Annotated in this window: 20 protein-coding genes and 1 pseudogene; 8 read left to right on the forward strand and 13 right to left on the reverse strand. The window is 62.5% G+C overall.

What is annotated here, in order from left to right; genetic code table 11:
- The 9 genes and pseudogenes from Q1A85_RS20030 to Q1A85_RS20070 all read right to left on the reverse strand — a co-directional run.
- Positions 1–77, reverse strand: a pseudogene (locus tag Q1A85_RS20030) (sulfopyruvate decarboxylase subunit alpha); the annotation flags it as partial.
- A gap of 40 nt (positions 78–117) precedes the next feature.
- Positions 118–531 (reverse strand): universal stress protein, encoded by a 414-nt coding sequence (locus Q1A85_RS20035; protein WP_299693881.1) that lies wholly within the window; start codon positions 529–531, stop codon positions 118–120.
- A gap of 33 nt (positions 532–564) precedes the next feature.
- The gene (locus Q1A85_RS20040) at positions 565–1,545 is read right to left on the reverse strand and encodes an alcohol dehydrogenase catalytic domain-containing protein (RefSeq protein WP_299693884.1); all 981 of its coding nucleotides are present in this window, start codon (positions 1,543–1,545) and stop codon (positions 565–567) included.
- Positions 1,542–2,303 carry an SDR family oxidoreductase gene (locus Q1A85_RS20045; RefSeq protein WP_299693887.1) on the reverse strand — a complete coding sequence of 254 codons (762 nt, stop codon included), beginning with the start codon at positions 2,301–2,303 and terminating at the stop codon, positions 1,542–1,544. The genes Q1A85_RS20040 and Q1A85_RS20045 overlap by 4 nt, the downstream gene beginning before the upstream one ends.
- Positions 2,296–3,603: a histidinol dehydrogenase gene (gene hisD / locus Q1A85_RS20050; protein WP_299693890.1), complete on the reverse strand. Its 1,308-nt coding sequence runs from the start codon at positions 3,601–3,603 to the stop codon at positions 2,296–2,298. Before hisD ends, Q1A85_RS20045 begins: the two co-directional genes overlap by 8 nt.
- 13 nt (positions 3,604–3,616) lie before the next feature.
- A complete protein-coding gene (locus Q1A85_RS20055) occupies positions 3,617–4,945 on the reverse strand; it encodes a TRAP transporter large permease (protein ID WP_299693893.1) in 1,329 nt (442 codons plus the stop codon).
- A 13-nt stretch (positions 4,946–4,958) separates the two neighbouring features.
- Positions 4,959–5,471 carry a TRAP transporter small permease gene (locus tag Q1A85_RS20060; RefSeq protein WP_299694202.1) on the reverse strand — a complete coding sequence of 171 codons (513 nt, stop codon included), beginning with the start codon at positions 5,469–5,471 and terminating at the stop codon, positions 4,959–4,961.
- Between the two features lie 110 nt (positions 5,472–5,581).
- Positions 5,582–6,730 carry a TRAP transporter substrate-binding protein gene (locus tag Q1A85_RS20065; RefSeq protein WP_299693896.1) on the reverse strand — a complete coding sequence of 383 codons (1,149 nt, stop codon included), beginning with the start codon at positions 6,728–6,730 and terminating at the stop codon, positions 5,582–5,584.
- A 21-nt stretch (positions 6,731–6,751) separates the two neighbouring features.
- Positions 6,752–6,937 carry a hypothetical protein gene (locus Q1A85_RS20070; protein WP_299376976.1) on the reverse strand — a complete coding sequence of 62 codons (186 nt, stop codon included), beginning with the start codon at positions 6,935–6,937 and terminating at the stop codon, positions 6,752–6,754.
- 146 nt (positions 6,938–7,083) lie between these two features.
- On the opposite strand from Q1A85_RS20070, the gene Q1A85_RS20075 reads away from it, so the two are divergent.
- Positions 7,084–8,103 carry a LacI family DNA-binding transcriptional regulator gene (locus Q1A85_RS20075; protein ID WP_299693899.1) on the forward strand — a complete coding sequence of 340 codons (1,020 nt, stop codon included), beginning with the start codon at positions 7,084–7,086 and terminating at the stop codon, positions 8,101–8,103.
- A gap of 129 nt (positions 8,104–8,232) precedes the next feature.
- Here Q1A85_RS20075 and eda read toward each other — a convergent pair whose 3' ends face one another.
- Both eda and edd read right to left on the reverse strand, forming a co-directional pair.
- Positions 8,233–8,877 carry a bifunctional 4-hydroxy-2-oxoglutarate aldolase/2-dehydro-3-deoxy-phosphogluconate aldolase gene (gene eda / locus Q1A85_RS20080; protein WP_299693902.1) on the reverse strand — a complete coding sequence of 215 codons (645 nt, stop codon included), beginning with the start codon at positions 8,875–8,877 and terminating at the stop codon, positions 8,233–8,235.
- Complete coding sequence (gene edd / locus Q1A85_RS20085) at positions 8,878–10,692, reverse strand: phosphogluconate dehydratase (protein WP_299693905.1); 1,815 nt, start codon at positions 10,690–10,692, stop codon at positions 8,878–8,880. It lies immediately after the preceding gene.
- 183 nt (positions 10,693–10,875) lie between these two features.
- On the opposite strand from edd, the gene Q1A85_RS20090 reads away from it, so the two are divergent.
- Together Q1A85_RS20090 and Q1A85_RS20095 are read left to right on the forward strand one after the other, a co-directional pair.
- Positions 10,876–11,685 (forward strand): division plane positioning ATPase MipZ, encoded by an 810-nt coding sequence (locus tag Q1A85_RS20090; RefSeq protein WP_299694205.1) that lies wholly within the window; start codon positions 10,876–10,878, stop codon positions 11,683–11,685.
- A gap of 69 nt (positions 11,686–11,754) precedes the next feature.
- Positions 11,755–12,816 carry a phospholipase D-like domain-containing protein gene (locus Q1A85_RS20095; RefSeq protein WP_299693907.1) on the forward strand — a complete coding sequence of 354 codons (1,062 nt, stop codon included), beginning with the start codon at positions 11,755–11,757 and terminating at the stop codon, positions 12,814–12,816.
- On the opposite strand, the gene Q1A85_RS20100 is transcribed toward Q1A85_RS20095, so the two are convergent.
- On the reverse strand, positions 12,813–13,652 hold the full coding sequence (locus Q1A85_RS20100; protein ID WP_299693909.1) for a polyhydroxybutyrate depolymerase: 840 nt from the start codon (positions 13,650–13,652) through the stop codon (positions 12,813–12,815). The genes Q1A85_RS20095 and Q1A85_RS20100 overlap by 4 nt on opposite strands.
- Positions 13,653–13,717: 65 nt before the next feature.
- Positions 13,718–14,170 (reverse strand): MarR family transcriptional regulator, encoded by a 453-nt coding sequence (locus Q1A85_RS20105; protein ID WP_299693912.1) that lies wholly within the window; start codon positions 14,168–14,170, stop codon positions 13,718–13,720.
- Positions 14,171–14,241: 71 nt separating this feature from the next.
- On the opposite strand from Q1A85_RS20105, the gene hmgA reads away from it, so the two are divergent.
- Genes hmgA through fahA form a run of 5 tightly spaced genes read left to right on the forward strand, consistent with a single transcriptional unit; the run spans position 14,242 to position 17,812 of the window.
- Entirely contained in the window at positions 14,242–15,597 is a 1,356-nt protein-coding gene (gene hmgA, locus Q1A85_RS20110; protein WP_299693914.1) for a homogentisate 1,2-dioxygenase, read from the forward strand.
- Positions 15,597–15,746: a hypothetical protein gene (locus Q1A85_RS20115; RefSeq protein ID WP_299693916.1), complete on the forward strand. Its 150-nt coding sequence runs from the start codon at positions 15,597–15,599 to the stop codon at positions 15,744–15,746. Before hmgA ends, Q1A85_RS20115 begins: the two co-directional genes overlap by 1 nt.
- Positions 15,743–15,922, forward strand: coding sequence for a hypothetical protein (locus Q1A85_RS20120; protein ID WP_299693918.1), 180 nt, complete (start codon positions 15,743–15,745; stop codon positions 15,920–15,922). The genes Q1A85_RS20115 and Q1A85_RS20120 overlap by 4 nt, the downstream gene beginning before the upstream one ends.
- Positions 15,923–15,929: 7 nt before the next feature.
- The gene (gene maiA, locus Q1A85_RS20125) at positions 15,930–16,559 is read left to right on the forward strand and encodes a maleylacetoacetate isomerase (RefSeq protein ID WP_366140622.1); all 630 of its coding nucleotides are present in this window, start codon (positions 15,930–15,932) and stop codon (positions 16,557–16,559) included.
- On the forward strand, positions 16,556–17,812 hold the full coding sequence (gene fahA, locus Q1A85_RS20130; RefSeq protein WP_299693923.1) for a fumarylacetoacetase: 1,257 nt from the start codon (positions 16,556–16,558) through the stop codon (positions 17,810–17,812). The genes maiA and fahA overlap by 4 nt, the downstream gene beginning before the upstream one ends.
- Positions 17,813–17,840 lie beyond the last annotated feature (28 nt).

The following is a 17,840-nucleotide window of genomic DNA, read 5'->3' on the forward strand; positions in this document are numbered from 1 at the left end:
TGCTTGCACGGCACCGTCGTGACAAACGAAACGCCGTTCGCCACAAGATCGTCGGTGATCTTCTTGTCTATGTTCATCTCTCGGAGGGACCTTTCATGAATGGGGAGGGGCGCGGCGTCACGACGACGCGCGGTGTACATGGACGGCACATCCCGCGTGCCGCACGACACGGGCAGCGGTTGAGCCAAGGAAATAATCGCTGAGGCCGGGTTTATGCGAGCCGATCACAATACAATCAATGCCGTGAGCGTCGGCATAGTCGATGATGGTACGCGCCGAATGCCCCTTGACGATGACGGGCGTCACGTCCGCATGACCGGACAGCTTTTCCGCCAGATCGGCACGGGCCTTTTCAAACCCGGCTGCCACAGTCTCTGCGTCGAGATAGGCGCTGACCGACCCTTGGGGGGCCTCGTGAACGTGCAGAGCGATGACCTCACCGCCCGGTGCACGCAGCGCGTTGGCGATCTCAAGTGTGTGCATCGACACACCATGGTCGAGCGCCATCGGAACGAGGATTTTACTGTACATGCTTTGTCTCCATCCGGGTGTGGGGGCGCTGGATCAGGCCCATGGATCAAGGATGATCTTTGGGGCCGCAACCGTGCCAGCCCGTAGCGCGGCAAAGGCCTGCGGCCCGTCATCCAGACTGCGCCGCTCGGTCCAGTCAAGCGGGCCAAGCGCGCCGTCATAGATCGCGACACAGGTGTCCCGGAAATCCTGCGGCGTGTAGGTATAGGTGCCGATAAACGTGATCTCTTGCAGGGTCATGCGGCGGATATCAAGACCGCCAAGGTCTTCGCCCAAACCGATGTGTACAATCACGCCGCCGGGGCGGCAGAGGTCCGATGCAATGGCCCGCGTGGCGGCATATCCCACTGCGTCAACAACCATACCGTAGTCTCCGCTGCCCGCCGCCACGGCCTGCTGGCCACAACGCTCTGTCAGAAACGTGCGCCTCACGTCGTTGGGTTCGGCGATGGTTACATCTGTCACGCCCTGAGCCTTGAGTGCCAGAGCGGCGGCCAATCCGATGGCGCCGCCCCCGATCACCAGCGCATTTTCTCCCAGCGCCCAATCCATCGCCTCCAGCCCCAGACGCGCCGAATGCCAGCTAACCGCCAGGGGTTCGGCCAGCGCCGCCTTGTCCAGCGGAACGTGGTCGGGGACCACGATCAGGTTGTCGTCATGCATCGCCACGTATTGGGCAAAAGCGCCTTCGCGCGGCGGCATGGAGATGATCTTGCGATCCGGGCACAGATTGTTGCGCCCGGCCCGACAGGCCGCGCAGGTGCCGCAACTGACCAATGGGTTGATTGTGACCCGCGTGCCGTCTCGTGCACCGCCCTCGATGACACCTGCGGCCTCATGGCCAAGGATCAGCGGTGCGGGCCGCCGATCATCATGCCCCAGATAAGCGTGCATGTCGGACCCACAGATACCGGACGCCGCAACCCGCACCAGCGATTGGCCAGCACCCAGTTGAGGCATCGGCAAGTCCTGAATGCCCAGCGTTTCGACGCCCTCGTAAACCAGCGCTTTCATTTTGCGGTGAACCCCCCGTCGACCATCAGTGTTTGTCCGGTCACATAACCCGACGCGTCCGAACAAAGGAACAGCATCGGTCCGTCAATATCCTCCAGCCGCCCGTTGCGCTGAAGGCAGGTCTGGGCCGCATTGCGCTGCGCCCGTTCGGGATCGGAAAACACCGCCTCGGTCAGTTCTGTCGGAAAAAAGCCCGGACCAATGGCGTTGGCGGTGATGCCGTGCGCCGACCATGCTTCGGCCATGGCGCGGGTCATCTGTGCGATGCCCGCCTTGGTCGTGCCGTAGGCAATGCCACCCGGAAAGGCGCGCGTCGTCTGGAGCGAGGCAAAGTTGACGATGCGCCCCCAGCCCTTGGCCTTCATCGCGGGCACCAGCGCTTGGGTCAAAAAGAACGGGGCCGAGATGTTCAGCGCCACGGTTGCGTCCCAACCTTCGGGCGTGACATCGTCCGCAGCTTGGCGCGTGTTGATACCCGCCGCGTGCACAATGATGTCGGGCGCACCAAAGGACGCGCTGATGGCCTGCGCGAGGGTGGGAATGCCAGCCCGGTCCGCAACATCCGCTGCCACATAATCGGACTGTGCCCCAATCTCGTCCTTGAGGCTGGACAGGGCGTCAGCGCGGCGGGCGACGCCCACCACACGCGCCCCTGCCCCGGCCAATGCGATGGCGGCACGCCGTCCAAGGCCGGAACTGGCCCCGGTGACACAGGCCACACGACCCGTCAGGTCAAACAATGCGCGCGGGTCAGCCATTGGCGGTCAGGTCGAATGTCTCGTCCGGGAAGTATTTGGCCAGCCGGACATCGGCGGCGCGGGCGTGCCCCTCCATCCCTTCAAGGCGCGAGATGCGTGCGGTCGCCTCGGCCACCTGCTTGGCACCTTCACGGGTGGCGCGCTGCCACGTCACGATCTTCATGTACTTGTGGACCGACAGGCCGCCCGTGTAGTTCGCAGCGCCCGATGTTGGCAGCACATGGTTCGTACCGGTTGCCTTGTCACCGTAGGACACGGTGGTTTCTTCACCCAAGAACAACGACCCGTAGCAAGTCAACCGTTCGAGCCACCAATCCAGATCCTCCGCCTGCACTGTCAAGTGCTCGGGCGCGTAATCGTCGGAACAGGCGGCCATTTCCTCGCGGTCGGAACAGACAATCACCTCGGCATAGTCGCGCCACGCAGCGGCCGCGTTTTCGCGGTTCACCTCCGGCAGATCATCGATCAGGCCGGGCACCAGCGCCATCACCTGCTCGGCCAGCGCACGGTCATCCGTCACCAGCCAGACGGGTGAGTTATACCCGTGTTCGGCCTGACTGACCAAATCGGTCGCCACGATATGCGCGTCCGCCGTGGCATCCGCCAGAATGAGGCTGTCGGTCGGGCCTGCGATCATGTCGATACCGACACGGCCAAAAAGGATTCGCTTGGCTTCGGCCACGAACTGGTTGCCGGGGCCCACAAGGATATTCGCCTTGGGCAGACCAAACAGGCCAAAGGTCATTGCCGCGACGCCCTGTACCCCACCCAGCGCCATGATCTTGTCCGCGCCGCACAGGTTTGCGGCGTAGATGATGGCCGGGGCCACGCCCACGCCCGGGCGCGGCGGTGAACAGGCGGTGATGTGACCGCACCCCGCAACCTTGGCCGTGGTGACCGTCATGATGGCAGATGCAATGTGGCTGTACCGCCCGCCGGGCACATAGCAGCCCGCCGCATCCACCGGGATTGCCTTTTGGCCCGCAATCATACCCGGCACGATCTCGACCTCGACATCGGACACCGTTGCCTTTTGCGCCTCGGCAAACCGACGCACGTTGTCATGGGCGAACCGGATATCGGCCTTGAGCTTTTCCGGGACCAGCGCCGCCGCGGCCTCGATCTCTTCGGGTGTCAGCAGCACGTTGCCCTCGTAGCGGTCGAACTTGGCGGCGTATTCCATCGCCTTGGCATCGCCACCCGCCTCGATATCGGCGAGGATCGTCTTGACCGTTTCGTGGACTTCGGACGCATCGGATTTGGCCGTCAGCGTCGCTTTCTTGAGGTATTCGCGTGTCATATCAGTCGGAGTCCTACTTGTAGATGTCGGGCAAGAACGTGGTCGAAATCGCTGGGATATAGGCAATCAGCAGCACGACAACGAACATGCACAGAACGAAAGGTACGGCGCGCACGGCGATCTTGAGGATGGATTCCCCGGTGATGCCAGACACGACAAACAGGTTAAGCCCAAGAGGCGGCGTGATGAACCCCACGCCCAGCGCTGTGATCATCATGATACAGAACTGGATCTCGTTCATACCGATATTCTCGGCCAGCGGCATCAGGATCGGCGCAAGGATCACGATGTTCGGCGTGGTTTCCATCACGCAACCTGCGGCGATCAGAATACCGATCATCAACAGGATCAGGATCCAGGGCTCGTTCGTCAGACCGGTGACAGAGGCCACAAAGCCCTGCGGCACACCCATGATTGCCAACGCTTCGGCCAGCGGGGCGGAAAAGGCGATAATGGGCAGGATCACGCCGTTCACCTTGGCCGAACTGACCAGCATGGCCGGAAAATCCGCAAGGCTGAGCGTGCGCAGGATGAACCCCATGATGATGGTCACAACCACCGCCGTGGCACCCGCCTCTGTCGGCGTCAGGCGCCCCGAAAAGATGCCATAAAAGATGATGCCGGGCACGATGAACGCGTACCAGCCGGATTTCAGCGCCCGGCCCAGACTGCCCAGCCATTCCGACAGAGTCATCTGGCCGCCACCCTCGTAGCCATAGATGCGGTTCACGATCAGGTTGGTGATCAGGATCGCCAGCAGGATGGCCACACCGGGGATCAGTGCCGCCAGAAACAGGGTCGATGCAGATATGCCCAGCACAAGGCCGATGATGATATAGGCGATGGATGGCGGGATCAGGATGCCCGTGCAGGCCCCCGCCGCAACCAAGGCGCAGGCATATGGCCGGGGATATCCAGATTCCACCAGCCGCGCGATGGTCATCCGCCCCACGGCGGCAGCCCCCGCCGCGTCCGAGCCTGAGATGGCCGCAAACATGCCGCAGACCAGCACCGTGGCCGACCCGAACCCACCCTTGGTAAAGCAGGTCAGCGCCTCGGCCACATCAAGGAATTTCCGACTGAGCCCGGTGCGCACCAGAACGTCGCCCGTCAGGATGAAAAGCGGCACAGCCGTCAGGGCAAAGGCGTCGATGCCGGTAAATAGCTTTTCGCCCACAAGGCTCAGCGGCAGGTCGCCGGACATCACCAGCATCAGGATCGCAGAGGTCCCGATGGCCGCCCATACGGGCACGGCCAACGCAATCAGGGCGACAAAGACGATAACCGGCAGATAAAAGTCCCAGCCCAGGATGACGGTTTGATCAAAGGTTTGCCAAAGCATTTCAGGTCATCCCTCAATCAAAAAGCGTATCGCCCTCGAAAACGGGCTTGCCCGTTCTGAGGGAGTGAATGTCGCGCAGCAGGGATTGGATCAGGCGCACGATGATCAGCGCAAAGCCCAGCGGAACCGCCATCAGGAACCACACTTTGGACACGCGCAGACCGTCCGTGACCGAACCGAACTTGGCCGAGATATGGACAGACTCGTAGGACCAGTACAGCGCGATAATCGCGACACCGAACATGACCAGATCGCCAAAGATATAGAGCAGCGCCTTGGGCCGTGGCCCGAGGTAATGCATGATCACATCGATGCGGATATGCGCCCGTTCCTTGACAGCGGCGGCAGCGCCGATCCACGCCAGATAGATAAAGGAATAGCGGACAATCTCTTCGCCCCAGATGGACGAGTAGGAAAAGATTTCGCGGCGCAACACTTCAATCGCCATCGTGATGACCAGCATCACATAGAAGACGAGAAGCAGCCACCGTTCGGCATCGCGATCAATTCGGCGCAAAAAATCCATGTCGGAACCTGCTGATTGGCCAAGCCGAATGGGCGCACGGGTTGCGCGTCGGTCATTCAGTGGCGGGAACGGGGTGGCGGGCGCGCTCATCAGCGCGCCCGCTCTGGCAGTTACGCGTCGTGCACGTAGTACTTGCCTTGGGTGCCTGCGGCTTCTTCCATCTTGGCAAACGCCTCCATGGAACCGGCCAGTTCGACCTTGAACTCGTCCCATTCGGACCGCTGGTAGCCGCCTGCGGCTTTCCACTCGGCCAGTTGGTCTTCGCTCAGCGAATGGAACTGGACACCCGCCTTGACCAGTTCGGCCATGGCATAGGCGCGGGCCGACGGCACTTTGGCGAGGTTCTGGTGCGCCGTCATCTCGGAGCCCCACATGATGCCTTCCTGTACGTCGGCGGGCATCGATTTGAACCATTCGAGATTGCAGGAATAGACTTGGCTGTCCGGCACCGCCTGCGTGAAGGTCACGTGGCTCAGGATGTCCTTGAAGCCAAACACCTCAAGCGCGCCCACGGATGGATCCAGCGCGTCTGCGACGCCCTGTTTGATCGCCGAGGGTGTTTCGCCCCACGCGACCGGCGTCGGGTTGGCGCCGACCATGCGGTAGTATTGTTGCAGCATCTTGGAACCCGGCACGCGGAACTTGACCCCTTCGAGGTCGGCTGGCGTCAGCACAGGACCGGAACCGCCTTTGCGCATGGCAACGACGCGGGGGTCAATGTTGACGTAGAACAGCGCCTTGAACCCGTTTTCCTCGACCTTGGGTTCGACTGTGGTCTTCCAGAACTCGGAATTCACCAGATTGGTGAAGCGTTGGTTTGAGCCGCACAGATACGGCATGTTGATCAGGTCAACCGTCGACGCAAAGGGCGCGAAATTCGACAGTGAATGCTGTGCCGCCTGAATCGTGCCGCCTTGCACGGCCTGCACCAGCGCGCCACCGGCGCCCAACTGACCGCCGGGGGCGAGTTTCACGTAGACCTTGCCGTTGGTGGCGTTCTGGATGTTCTCCTTGAGGTCCAGTTGCATGATCGGATAGCCGCGCGACGCACCCACCGGGTAAGCCGTGGCCAGCACCATCACGTGATCGGCTGCGGCTTCGCGTGTGCGCTCTTCGTTCGCGCTTTGGGCTGCGGCCTCGGACGACCACAGCATACCACCCGCCCCGACGACCATAGCAGCGGTAAAGCTGCCCGCCGCCGTCAATTTCAGAAAATTCCGGCGCTCAGCCGACGCAAGTGCCTTGCGATCTTTGTCCATGAAGGATCCTCCCAGAGGTCTTTAACTGCCGTCTTTGTTTTTTCGGTCAGCTTCTTTTTGAAGAATGGCGACGACAAACAGGATCGACGCGGCAAACAGAACCAGCATTTCGCCGACATCCCCAAGAAATGCGCTTGCCGCAAAAGCACCCAGAGCGACGTTGGCGAAATAGACGACAAAGACGATCAGAGAGGCAGCAAGGAACATGAACGGGTTTCCCGAAACGATTATGGTTCTACCCGCATTGTAAGCGCTTACATTTGATTCGTGCAAGCGCTTACATTCTTGCCGATCTCTTTGACTTTCTGGAATATTCCGTTCAAGGAATTTGAAAGACAGTACAGGTTGACCAGATGCCGCGTGCCCGATCCGCCCCAACGCTTGACGACGTCGCCCGACAGGCAGGCGTGTCGACGGCCACGGTGTCGCGCTGCCTCAATTCGCCCGAACGGGTCGTGGAACGCACCCGCACCCGTGTCCTGTCCGCGGTAGAAGAGCTGGGGTACACGCCCAATTTCGGCGCGCGCGTCATGGCGGCCCGGCGCACCTTCACCATCGGCGCGATCATTCCCACCATGGAAAACGCCATCTTTGCCCGTGGCTTGCAGGCGTTTCAGGAAGAGCTGCACACACGCGGCTATACGTTGCTGGTCGCCAGCTCCGCCTACCGCCCCGAGATCGAAGAAGAGCAGATCAAATCGCTTGTTGCGCGCGGTGCCGACGGCCTGCTGCTGATCGGCTACGCCCGGGACGCGGGCATCTATGACTATTTGCGCCAACGTGCGATCCCCACGCTGGTCGCATGGGCCTTTGCGCCCGACAGCACGCAACCTTGCATCGGTTTTGACAACCGCGCCTCCATGCAGGCCCTGACCGATAAGGTTATTGCGATGGGTCACAGCCGGATCGCTGCGATATCCGGTATCCTCGAAGGCAATGACCGCGCCCAGGGCCGCCTGCAGGGGATCAAGGACGGGTTGCGCCACAATGGCCTCGACCCCGACAGCCTGATTGTTGTCGAAACGCCTTATGAGATCGAAGGCGGTGCACAAGCGTTCGATCAGGCCATCGCTGGCAAAGAGCGCCCCACAGTGGTGATGTGCGGCAACGACGTGCTGGCCGCTGGCGCAATGCGCCGCGCGCGCGAGTTGAACCTGTCTGTACCGGATGACATTTCGGTCACCGGGTTTGATGACATTGAATTGGCGCGCATCCTGACGCCGCCGCTGACCACAGTCCACGTGCCCCACCGCAAAATGGGGCGCCGTGCGGCTGTGGAATTGGTAAAGATGGTGGAACAGGACAGCGTCGGTCTGTCGGAACAGCTGCAAAGCTCGCTCAAGCTGCGTGGATCGCTGAAACCGCTGACCTGATCGCATGACGTCGGAAATGACACATCCGCACCGCCATCTGTCAGGGGACGTGACGCGCACGCTCGTGCCATCGCCGGGGTCGGTGGGCGGGCGCCTTTGCGCAGCAAACAGAACCGCCCGGCGGCGCCCCTAACGGCCCAGCGTCGCCGCGTCGCGCGCCAATGCCTCAATCCCGGCCCAGTCGCCAGACTGCACCTTGTCCTTGGGCGCAACCCAGCTGCCACCGGCACACACCACATTGGGCAGGCTCAGATAGCTTTCTGCGTTGCCGGGGCTCACGCCCCCTGTCGGACAAAACGCGATCTGTGGCAGTGGTGCACCGATCGCCTTGAGCGCCGGAGCGCCCCCCGACGCCTCGGCGGGAAAGAATTTCAGCATGTCATATCCGCGCTCGAACAGCGCCATGGCCTCGGATGCGGTTGCGGCACCGGGCAGCAATGGCAAGCCTTCGGCCTCACATGCAGCGATCAGTGCATCCGTTGCGCCCGGCGACACACCGAAATGCGCACCCGCCTCCTTGGCGTCACAGACATCTTGCGGGGTGACCAGCGTGCCAGCCCCGACGACGCCCCCTTTGACCGCCGTCATGGCCGCAATGACCTCCAGCGCGGCGGTCGTCCGCAGCGTCACCTCCAGCGCAGGCAGTCCGCCTGCCACCAGTGCTTCGGCCAACGGCTTGGCGTGCGCCACATCATCGACCACCAGCACCGGCACGATCGGTGCCAGTTCGCAGATTTCCCGGGCCCGGACGGAGGCAGCTTTTGCCGTAATCATTTAAAAATCTCCAAATACAGTGGCGCCTGTATCCGCCGAACCCACCGTGTTGCGGAAGGCATGGAACATATCGCGCCCGACCCCCCAGTGATTATCCGACAGATCCGCAGTGGCAAGGGGGCGTTCCAGCGCACCTTCTGTCAGCACCTCCAAAATACCGGCATCGCCATCGACCCGGATCAGGTCACCGTCCTTGATACGTCCGATGGGGCCGCCGTCCAGCGCTTCGGGGCTGACGTGGATCGCGGCGGGCACTTTGCCCGACGCGCCCGACATGCGCCCATCGGTGACCAGTGCCACCTTTTGCCCGCGTCCCTGCAAGATACCCAGCAGCGGTGTCAAACTGTGCAACTCGGGCATCCCGTTGGCCTTGGGCCCTTGGAACCGCACGACGATGACAACATCGCCTGTCGCGAACTCTCCGGCCTTGAACGCCGCCTTGACGGCATCCTGATCGTGGAACACGCGCGCCGGTGCCTCAACCACGCGGTGCTCTGGCGCCACGGCGGATACTTTCATCACACCGGTGCCCATATTGCCCGCCATCCGGCTCAGTCCGCCAGTGGGTTGGAACGGGTCGGACGCAGGGCGCACGATCTTGTCGTTCAGACTGGAGGACGCGCCGGGCGTCCATGTCAGCGCGCCGTCGATCAGCTTGGGTTCTTGGGTGTAATGCTCCAACCCTTCGCCCGCGACCGTCTGGGTGTCGTCATGCAGCAGGCCCGCGCCCAGCAATTCCCCGATCATGTAGCCAAGGCCGCCCGCCGCATGAAAATGGTTCACATCCGCCAGACCGTTGGGATAGACCCGCGCGATCAGCGGCGTCACTTCGGACAGGTCCGCGAAATCTTCCCAATCCAGAACGATACCGCCAGCCCGCGCCATCGCGATCAGGTGGATCAGCAGGTTCGTGGACCCGCCCGTGGCATTCAGCCCGACGATCCCGTTCACAAACGCCTTTTCGTCCAGAATGCTCGCAACGGGCGTATAGTGATTGCCCAAGGCACTCAGGCTCAGGGCGCGCCGCGCGCCTTCGGTGGTCAGCGCGTCGCGTAGGGGCGTGTTCGGATTGACAAAGGACGCGCCCGGCAAGTGCAGGCCCATGAACTCCATCAGCATCTGGTTGGTGTTTGCGGTGCCGTAAAACGTGCAGGTGCCCGGCCCATGGTAAGCCGCCATTTCCGAGGCCAGCAATTCCTCGCGCGTGGCCTCGCCAGCGGCGTAGCGCTGGCGCACTTTGGCCTTCTCGTCGTTGGACAGACCAGAGGTCATCGGGCCCGCTGGCAGGAACACAGCCGGCATATGTCCAAAACTTTGCGCGGCGATGATCAGGCCCGGCACGATCTTGTCGCACACCCCCAGATACACAGCCGCATCAAAGGTGTTGTGGCTCAGCGCCACGCCCGCCGCCAGTGCGATCACATCGCGCGAAAACAGGCTCAGCTCCATGCCTGCCTCGCCTTGGGTCACGCCATCGCACATGGCCGGTACACCACCTGCCACCTGCGCCGTGCCACCTGCCGCGCGCACCGCGTCACGGATCAGCGTGGGGTAGCGTTCGAATGGCTGATGGGCCGACAACATGTCATTGTAGGCCGTCACGATTCCAAGGTTCCCGGCTGACACTTCGGCCAGACGGGCCTGATCGTCGCCCGCAGCGGCAAAGGCGTGCGCCTGCCCCGAACAGCTCAGATGCGCGCGCGCAGGGCCTTGCGACTTGGCAGCCGCCATCCGGTCCAGATACCGGCGCCGCGACGGCGCGCTGCGTTCGATGATACGTTGGGTAACAGTGTTGACTGTGGCGTGCAGGGGCATGGGCTCTCCTTTGTCGCGCGAACGGGTTTGGGCGGGCTATACCATGGCCATCCTGATAGCGCTAACAGGAAATCGTGCCATGGTGCCGCAGGAAAACGCCCGCGCCTTCTAGGCAAGGGCGCTGCCACAACATATAGTATGCGCAACATCAACGACGCGGCAACGCGCGACAAGGGGACGGGCATGGCGCACATCATCGTCGTGGGCAACGAAAAGGGCGGCGCGGGCAAATCGACGGTGTCGATGCATGTGGCGACCGCACTTGCGCGCATGGGTCACAAGATCAGCGCGCTGGACCTCGACCTGCGCCAACGCACCTTTGGCAGCTATGTCGAAAACCGGCGCGCCTTTCTGGCCTCATCCGGGCTGGACCTGCCCAGCCCGGATGTACACGACCTGCCTGAAATCGACGCCAGCGCCCTGAAGCCCGGCGAAAACATCTATGACCACCGCCTGTCGGCGGCCGTGGCCACGCTGGAGCCTGACAACGACTTTATCCTGATCGACTGCCCCGGTTCGCACACGCGCCTAAGCCAAGTGGCGCATTCGCTGGCCGACACGCTGATCACCCCGCTCAACGACAGCTTTGTGGATTTCGACCTGCTGGCCAAAACCGACCCCTCTGGCGAAAAGATCCTTGGCCCCTCGGTCTACTCCGAAATGGTGTGGAATGCGCGGCAACTGCGCGCGCAAGCAGGCCTCAAACCCATCGACTGGATCGTTGTGCGCAACCGCGTCGGCGCCCAGCGCATGGTGAACAAGGAAAAGATGGAGCGCGTGCTGACCGCCTTGTCCAAGCGCATCGGCTTTCGCATCGCACCCGGATTTTCCGAACGGGTGATTTTCCGCGAACTGTTCCCACGTGGCCTGACGCTGCTGGATCTCAAGGATGTGGGGGTCAAACAGCTTAACATTTCCAACGTGGCGGCCCGGCAGGAATTGCGCGATCTGGTCAAGGCGCTTGACCTGCCGGGGGTTGAGCTGAACTTCTGACGGCAAAATTTGCCAGACTTCACGAATGTCACTACCCTTGGGTGCAGTGCGATGCGTGGAAATTGACTAATGCCAGTGCAACACGGCGATGTCACCGTTCATCTAGGACCGCAGGAACACGGCGCGGCGGATGATCTGCTCAAGCCCATCGTGGACTTTATCGGACGCGCGAAAAGGCGTCAGACCCTGATGATCGCGGTGCAGGAAATTGACAATCCCGACATCGCCGACGCCATCATCGCGGCACGGCTGCGTGGGGTCACCATCGACCTCGTGATCGAGCAAAGCTACCTTCTGGCGGCCTCGAAACCGGGCACTGTCGCAGACGCACACACGCCCGGCGGCAAGTACGAAATCAATCGCGAATTGTTCAACGCCATCCTGCGGTCCACCACCGATGTGAAGGTCGACTTCAACCCCAAGATTTTTCACCAGAAGTTCATGGTGCTCGGCAACACGGTGCTGACCGGCTCAACCAATTTCACCACCACAGGTGTGACCAAGAACCTCAACCATGTCGTCGTGGTGGAAAACGCCAGCGTCGCCACCGCCTACAAACGCGAATTCCGTGAAATCCGCGAGGGCCGGTTTGGCAAATTCTCGGTGGCGCACGGCGACCGCCCAAAGGAGGTCGCCGTATCGGGGATGCGGGTCAAACCGCTTTTTGCGCCGGACCATGGCCCCGAGATGGAGATCATGAAACAGATCCTAAAGGCGCGCGAACGGATTGATTTTGCCGCGTTCACCTTTGCCCAGTCTTCGGGCATCGACGACGCGCTGATTGCCGCGCACCAGAACGGGATCAAGGTGACCGGCGTGCTGGACCGGCGACAGGGCAACCAAAGGTGGGCGGCAAAACTCCCCCTCGAAGAGGCGGGAATTGCGGTCAAAGTGGCCGGCGGGCGCGGATCACTGGGCAAGGTTCATCACAAACTGATGGTGATCGACGACCAATTGACCATTTTCGGCAGTTTCAACTACACCCGGCCCGCCAACAAATCGAATGACGAGAATATCCTGATCGTCGGCGATCTGGAGGATACGGACGCCGCCGCGCGTGCGGCACAGGGCACAATCGCGCGGGCCTGCCGGGAGGAAATAGACCGGATCATCAGTAACTTTGCCGACTAGCTGGGCGTCGCCTCGAACCAATCCATGATCCGCGCGGCCCAGCCCTGCGGCGCGCCGTGCCCGCCTTTGTGCAGCATCAACTGGATTTCACCCGCAGCGCAATCGGTCCAGTGACGCAGCCACAGATCGGCGTCATAGCTGTTCTTTTCAGGCTGGCGCGCGTCACAGCCATTGGTTTCGCGCAGGATCTTGAGCGAGGCCCAGACATCCCCCTGCACCACAGCACCCCCACCGAATGACCGCCCTTCGAGCGGGACGGTCCGGTCATTCCAGCCATGGGTGTGAAACAGGCGCACCGGCGCCGCGCAGGATGCAGGCAGGTCATCCCAGAACGCCCCGGCCAGCGGCGCAAACGCATCGGCGAAATCGGGCACCTGACAGGCCATGTCCCACACCATCGACCCGCCACGGGAAAACCCTGCCAGCAGCACCATGCCTTCGGTGACGCCCGTGCGGGTGCGGACATCTGCCATCACATTCGCCAAAAACACCTTGTCGTCCCGGTTGTGATCGGTGCCGCGCGCGGTCACTGACCAATCGCGCTGCCAGCGGTTTTCCGGGTGCCATCCGTTCGGCGCGACAAAGACGTACCCACGTGCCAACGCGGCGCGGGCCAGACCGGATGTCAGCAGGCCGCGCCCACGCCCCCCACCGCCATGCAGGTGCATCACGATCCCCTTGGGGGTGACTGTGGGCACCGCGTAATGATAATCGCCGCCCGCAATCTCGCACGGTGTTTCGGCGTCTCCGCAGGGCGCGCCTTGTGCCGCCGCCGACAGGGCGACCCCGGTCGCAAACAGGCCCGCGGTCGCAAGGGTCAGAACGAAACGGCGCATATCAGGTCTCCGGTTGCGGCACGGCACATCGCCCGAGCCTGTGGCCATCGCCACAGCCATGCAAATCACTTTCCCCTGAGCGGGTCCGACACGCGCTGTTGCGCCAGTTGCGCCAGCAATGCGCGCAGATGCGCAGCCTCTTGCGGCGCCAGATCGGCCACCAACGCCCGGTCGTACCGTTCCGCCACCTGCCGCAAATCGTTGAACGCGGCTTGGCCCACCGCTGTCAGCGCCAGATGCTCGACCCGCCGGTCTCCGCCATCGCGCGTGCGCGTCAGGAACCGCCGCGCCTCCAGCTTGGCCACGGCGCGGCTGATCTTGGTCTTGTGCAACTGCGCCCGCGCGGCAATCTCGCGTGCGGTCATCTGCCCGTACATGCCTAGGTGGAACAGCACCCGCCACTCGTTGCGCAGCATTCCATAGCGATCCTTGTAGACCTGTTGAAACGCAAGGCTCGATGCCTCCGCCGCCTGATTCAGAAGGTAGGGCAGGAACTGTTCAAGGTTGAAACCTGACATGCGCACTCCGCTTGTTAGTTACAAACACAACTATTACGTTGACGCGACTCAACGCAACGGGGAGATGCCGGATGAACCGCCAAACCGCACCACATTCGATGGTGCAAGCCCCGTCAGGTGCCGGGATCACGGCGGGTTACATGCCCGGCTTTGGCAATGATTTCGAAACCGAGGCCCTGCCCGGCGCCCTGCCCGAAGGCATGAATTCCCCGCAAAAGGTCAATTACGGCCTCTATGGCGAACAGCTAAGCGGCACGGCCTTTACCGATGTGCGTCCCGAACGCACGTGGTGCTACCGCATCCGCCCGTCGGTCAAACATTCGCACCGTTATGAACGCATCGACCTGCCCTATTGGCGCTCGGCCCCGCATGTGATCGACGATGTGACCAGCCTTGGCCAGTACCGCTGGGACCCGGTGCCGCATTCGGACGACGCGCTGACATGGCTGACGGGGATGCGCACGATGACCACGGCGGGTGACGTGAACACCCAAGTGGGCATGGCCAGCCACATCTACCTCGTCACGCAATCCATGCAGGACGCCTATTTCTATTCCGCCGACAGCGAGATGCTGGTCGTCCCGCAAGAAGGCCGCCTGCGGTTCTGCACCGAACTGGGAATCATCGACCTTGAGCCAAAGGAAATCGCTATCCTGCCGCGCGGCCTGCTCTACCGGGTCGAGGTGCTCGACGGGCCCGCGCGCGGCTTTGTCTGCGAGAATTACGGGGCCAAGTTCGAACTGCCGGGCCGTGGTCCCATCGGGGCCAATTGCATGGCCAACCCACGCGACTTCAAGGCTCCCGTCGCCGCCTATGAGGACCGCGAAGCGCCCTCGACCGTGACCATCAAATGGTGCGGCCAGTTCCATGAAACCCGGATCGGGCACAGCCCGCTGGACGTGGTGGCATGGCACGGCAACTACGCGCCCTGCAAATACGACCTGCGCACCTATTGCCCGGTGGGTGCCGTGCTGTTCGACCACCCCGACCCGTCCATATTCACCGTGCTGACGGCACCTTCGGGTCAGCCGGGCGTGGCCAATATCGACTTTGTCCTCTTCCGCGAACGCTGGATGGTGGCCGAAGACACGTTCCGCCCGCCTTGGTATCACAAGAACATCATGTCCGAGCTGATGGGCAACATCTACGGCCAGTACGACGCCAAACCCAAAGGGTTCGTGCCCGGTGGCATGAGCCTGCACAACATGATGCTACCCCACGGACCTGACAAAAACGCGTTCGAGGGGGCCAGCAATGCCGACCTTGACGCGGTCAAGCTGGACAACACCATGTCCTTCATGTTCGAAACCCGCTTTCCCCAGCATCTGACCCGCTTTGCCGCGAACGAGGCCCCGTTGCAGGACGACTACATTGACTGCTGGGCCGACATCGAAAAGAAATTCGACGGCACACCGGGGAAAAAATGATGAACGGCGGGGTCGTCAGCCTTGTTCTGGTCCTGTGCGGTGTGCTTCTGGCGGGTGGGGTGCTCTGGCGGCTCGGGCGGGCATTTGTGGCCGGTCGGCCTGACCTCTACAGCCCCGCGCCGGACCGTGCGGACCGGCCAGACACATGATTGCTTTTCTGTCCTCAATCTCTTGGCTGGGCTGGGCGCTGATTGTGCTTCTGGCCTGCACGCTCTGGCAACTGCCCGCAATCCTGCGCATGGGTGTGGGCGGCAAAGGCTTTGCCATGCGGCGCAAACGTATGCCTGGCGAGATGTCCGGCCTGTCGGACCGGGACGAAGTGTGAGGCGATGATGAAACTCTATTCCTACTGGCGCTCCACCACATCCTACCGCGTTCGCGCGGCACTGCACCTCAAGGGGCTGACATTCGACACGGTATTGGTCGATCTGCTGGGCGGCGCACAACGCACCCCCGATTACGCCGGGATGAATCCCGGCATGGGCGTGCCGACGCTGGTGCTGGACAACGGCACGACGCTCACCCAATCGCTTGCGATCATCGACTATCTCGACGCCATCGCAAGCCCGCGCCTGCTCCCGGATAACCCGCTGGACCGGGCCCGCGTCATGGCCGCCGCCCATGCCGTCGCGCTCGACATCCACCCCGTCAACAACCTGCGCGTGGTCCAGCACCTGCAAGCGGCCCACGGTGCCAGCGCCGATGATGCCAAGGCGTGGATGCAGCACTGGATCGTCAACGGGTTCACCGCCGTCGAGGCCATGGTGTCGAACGACACCCGCTTTGCCTTTGGCGATACACCGGACCTCGCTGACATCTGCATCGTGTCTCAGGCCTACAATGCCCACCGCTGGGGCCTCGACATGTCGCCCTTCCCCCGTCTCGCCCGGATCGAGGCGGCCTGCCTCGACCACCCGGCCATCGCCGCCGCCCATCCCGACAACCAACCGGACGCACAATGACACTTTTGAAATCCTGGGTGGACAGCGCCAACAACGCCGACACCGACTTTCCCCTCAACAACCTGCCCTACGGCGTCTTTTCGGTGACCGATGGCGACGCCCGCTGCGGGGTGGCGATCGGGGACATGATCCTCGACATGTATGCCGCCGAAGAGCAGGGCGTGATCGACCTGACCGATGAACCGCTCTTCGATGTGCCGTTCTGGAACGAACTGATGGAGCAAGGCCCAGCCGTCTGGGCCGCGCTGCGGGCGCGCCTGACCGACCTGCTCGCCGAAAACGCCACCGAACGTGGATTGGTTGAACCGTTGCTGGTGCCCATGGCCGACGCGACGCTGCATATGCCGCTTGTGGTCTCCGAATTCACCGATTTCTACGCAGGCCGCCATCACGCGACCAATGTGGGCACCATGTTCCGTGGTGCCGAAAACGCCTTGCCGCCCAACTGGCTGCACATCCCGATCGGGTATAACGGGCGCGCGTCCTCTGTGGTGGTGTCCGGCACAGATGTTCGTCGCCCCTGGGGTCAGCTGAAATCGCCCGACCATGACAAGCCCGCCTTCCTGCCCTGCCGCCGCTTCGATCTCGAACTGGAATTGGGCGCGATTGTCGGCATGGCCTCTGACGGGCCGATCAGCGTGGACGAGGCGGACGCCGCCATCTTCGGCTACGTGCTGCTCAACGACTGGTCCGCGCGCGACATTCAGGCATGGGAATACCAGCCCCTCGGGCCGTTTCAGGCCAAGGCCACCGCCACCTCCGTCAGCCCGTGGATCGTGACCAAAGCAGCGCTCGAACCGTTCCGCACGAACACCCCGGAACGTGAATTCGAATTGCTCGACCACCTCAAGGACACGCGCCCGATGCTTTACGATATCGACCTCAGCGTGACCCTCGCGCCCGCTGGCAAGAAGGCCAGCACCATCGCGGAAACCAACTACAACCAGATGTACTATTCCGCCGCCCAACAACTTGCACATCACAGCACCTCGGGCTGCCCGATGAATGTGGGCGACCTGTTGGGCTCCGGCACCATCTCCGGCCCGACCAAGCCCGAACGCGGCAGTCTTCTGGAACTCAGCTGGGGCGGCAAGGAGCCACTGACCCTCGACACCGGCGACACCCGCACCTTCCTCGAAGACGGAGACACCCTCACCCTCGCGGGCCATGCCGCCGGAACGGGCTACAGGATCGGCTTCGGCACCTGCACAGGCACGATCCTTCCGGCGCTCTCAGACCCCTACGCCCGCTGACTTCTTCTCTTTCCAAATACTCCGGGGT

This window comes from uncultured Tateyamaria sp. (assembly GCF_947503385.1).
Classification (GTDB): Bacteria; Pseudomonadota; Alphaproteobacteria; order Rhodobacterales; family Rhodobacteraceae; genus Tateyamaria.